This window comes from Nocardia sp. NPDC059154, assembly GCF_042755705.1.
Lineage (GTDB): Bacteria > Actinomycetota > Actinomycetes > Mycobacteriales > Mycobacteriaceae > Nocardia.
On record NZ_JBHZCS010000177.1, the window covers coordinates 1 to 3,294 of the forward strand.

A 3,294-nucleotide genomic window follows, 5' to 3' on the forward strand; every position below is an offset into this window, starting at 1 on the left:
TCCACGCGCCGGACGAGTACATCACCGTCGGCAGCATCAGGGCACATATGGACTTCACCGTGAACTATCTACATGAATGGGCTTCCGGGCCCACGCCAGTTCAGCCCTGACGGTAGCTACATTGAGGAGAATCTGATGAACGACAGCAACGGTGTCATGCGAAGGAAAGTGCTGTTAGCGAGCATGATCGGCAACTTCGTGGAGTGGTTCGACTACGCCTTGTACGGCTTGTTCGCCACCACGATCGCGACTGTGTTTTTCCCGAAGTCCGATCCCAAGGCTGCCCTGTTGGCGACCTTCGCGATCTTCGGGGCCTCGTTTGTCGTCCGCCCGTTGGGCGGCATTGTATTCGGACATCTCGGTGATAAGTTCGGCCGGCGTTTTACACTTCTCCTGTCGGTCATGCTGATGAGCGCGGCAACAGTAGCTGTCGGTCTGCTGCCCGGTTACGCTCAGATCGGTATCGCGGCACCGATGCTCCTTCTGGCGTGCCGCCTCGTGCAGGGCTTCTCTGTTGGCGGCGAATACACCGGCTCGTTAGTCTTCGTGGCCGAACACGCACCCCTCGGCAAGCGAGGTCGATACGCCTCGATCCCCTCTGCGGCGTCCTACGTCGCGGGGATATTCGGCGTATCGGTGGCCCTGTCGGTTACTGCCACGACGACGCCGGAGCAACTGGCCTCGTGGGCATGGCGGGTGCCATTCCTATTGGCGGCTCCCCTCGCGTTGGTCGGCGTGTACCTACGTGTGCGAGTGGAGGAATCGCCGGAGTTCGCGGCTATGCAGGCTGCGGGAGATATCGAATCCGCACCCGTCAAGAAGGCCTTGAAGGTCGCGAAGAAGCCCATGTTGATTCTGATTGGTTGGGTGATGGCCGTTTCGGTCGCGAGCTGGTTGTTGTCCGCATTCATCCTGTCGTACCTGACAACGACAGTCGGGTTCAGTAAAACCGAATCGCTCGTCGTGCAATTTGTTTGGTATGTTTCCGTAGTATTTGGTTGTCTCCTATCCGGATTCGCTATAGACCGAGTGGGACGAAAGCCCGTCGCGGTCGCCTCCGCACTCGCTCTAGGTGCTTCGGCCATCCCCACATTTGCGATCCTCCGACACAGCTCGGTGTTGGGAGCTGCGCTGGTCATCGCGGTGCTCGCAATCTTCTTCAGTGGGGCCTGGACGACGACCGGCTTGATTGTAGCTGAGTTGTTCCCTGCTCACCTCCGGTCCTCTGCGAGCGCAATGTCCTATAACTTCTGTGCCGGTCTGTTCGGCGGGACAGCGCCGTTCGTGGCGACTTGGCTCGTCGAGCAGGGCTACCCTCTTGGCCCCGGCTACTACCTCGCCGCTCTGTGCGCCATCGCGGTGATAGTGGCCGCTATCGGGATCGGCAACCATGCCCCGACCAACAGCCCCCGAAACGACCTGACACCCATACCGAGCGAGAGTTCACCCCTGGCCAACGTGTGAGCAAGCCACAAGCCAAGCCTACGACCGGCGCCGATCGCCCTGCGTTCGGCGCCGGTCGTAGTGGTCCTTGATCGGACCTGTTTTTCCGGTCAGGGACACGGCCAACCGAAGTAGGTAGGTCTCTTTGCAGGCGTGGGTGCCGGGCGTCGATGCCGGATCGGCGACCGGCCGGCCAAGACACAAGGGACGACCCCTGAATGGACTCGAACTATGCGGTGTACTGCGGCATCGACGTCGGCAAAAGGTGAGCACCACGCCGTCGGACTGACCGCCGCCGGAAAGAAGATCTACGATAAAAGGCGTTGCCGAACGACGAAGCGAAGCTGCGGGCGGTCTTCGACCGCCTGGCCACCCACGGATCGGTGCTGGTGGTCGTCGACCAACCCAATACGATCGGCGCCCTGCCGGTGCCCGTGCCTGCAGCCACGACGTCGGATATCTGGCCGGACTGGCGATGCGCCGCATCGCCGACCTGTACCCCGGACAGGCGAAAACCGATGCCCGAGACGCGTTCATCATTGCCTTTTGCCGCCCGCACGATGCCGCATACCCTGCGCCGGGTCGATACCGGCGACGAGACCCTCGCCGAACTCGAAGTCCTCGTCGGGTTCGATGACGATCTCGCCGGCGAGGCCACCCGGGTCATTGGGCCGCATCCACGGCCTGCTCACCTCCATCCACCCCGCCCTCGAGCGGGTCCTTGCCCCCCGCATCACCCACCCGGCGGTGCCCCGGGATCCTCTCCCGCTGCGGCGGACCGGCCGGAATCCGGCAGGCCGGCAAGCGCAAGCTCACCGCGATCGCGGTCAAGCACGCACCCCGCATGGGCGCCCGGTTGGCCACCGACATCCTTGCCGCCCCCGGGCGGGCAGACCGTGGTCGTGCCCGGCACCACGGCCGCCGAAACCGTTCTACCCAAACTCGCGGATTCACTGAAAGAGACCCTGTTACAACGCAAAGCGGTCGCCGCGGACGTGGAGAGGGCCCTCGATGACCACCCTCTTTCCCCAGTCCTGACCGATGCCCGGCATCGGCGTCAGGACAGCAGCCCGGATCCTGATCGAGGTCGGCGACGGCTCCGCCTCCCCCTCCGCCGCCCACCTGGCGGCCTACGCCGGCATCGCACCGGTCACCCGTAAATCGGGCTCCTCGATCCGTAGTGAGCACCCGGCCCGCTCCGGGAACAAGAAACTCAAACGCGCCCTGTTCCTGTCCGCCTTCGCCGCCCTCCACGACCCCACCAGTCGCGCCTACTACGACAAAAACGGGACGAGAAGAAGAAACTTGGGCGCGGCCCTGATCCGGCTCGCCCGACGCCGCTGCGACGTCCTCTACGCCATGCTGAAAACAAGGAACTTCACCGGGCACCGCTTCCCTCAGCGGCTTGACAGGAACCATAGGGCCACCCCCGGGGAACAGGCGGGCGCTGCGAATCGAAACCGTCGTCAACGACCCGGGGCGACCTGGGCTGCCTACGACGGCTTCCCAACCTCGACGAACTGCAGACCCGTGCCCGTGCGGTCAACCGTCGCCTGCTCGATACTGAACGTGGCGGCCAGGGTTGCGCCCTTGCGAGTCCAGCCTTGAGCGGATCGCACGCCCCACCCTCACCGAGGACGGCAGGAGGGCCCCAGCTCTGCGGTTCGGCGACCCTCGGGTCCAGGCCCTGGCCGGCGCCCTGTGCACCACCACCACCCTCGTCGTCACCAGCATCACCAACGAGGCCGCCACGCAACTCGCGGCTGATGCGTTATCGAGCGGACAGGCAGTTAGTGAACTGGCAGTAAGTCAAGGTCTGGTCAGCCCCGACAAACTGGCATCCATCCTCGA

At 64.0% G+C, this 3,294-nt stretch carries 2 protein-coding genes and 1 pseudogene; all 3 read left to right on the plus strand.

The window, feature by feature from the left end:
• The first annotated feature begins 135 nt into the window (after nucleotides 1–135).
• A complete protein-coding gene (locus tag ACFXN1_RS51540; RefSeq protein ID WP_379446655.1) occupies nucleotides 136–1,464 on the plus strand; it encodes an MFS transporter in 1,329 nt (442 codons plus the stop codon).
• A 197-nt stretch (nucleotides 1,465–1,661) separates the two neighbouring features.
• A pseudogene (locus tag ACFXN1_RS51545) lies at nucleotides 1,662–2,852 on the plus strand (IS110 family transposase).
• A 173-nt stretch (nucleotides 2,853–3,025) separates the two neighbouring features.
• Nucleotides 3,026–3,294: hypothetical protein (locus tag ACFXN1_RS51550; RefSeq protein ID WP_379446656.1), on the plus strand; the 269-nt coding region annotated here is incomplete at its 3' end.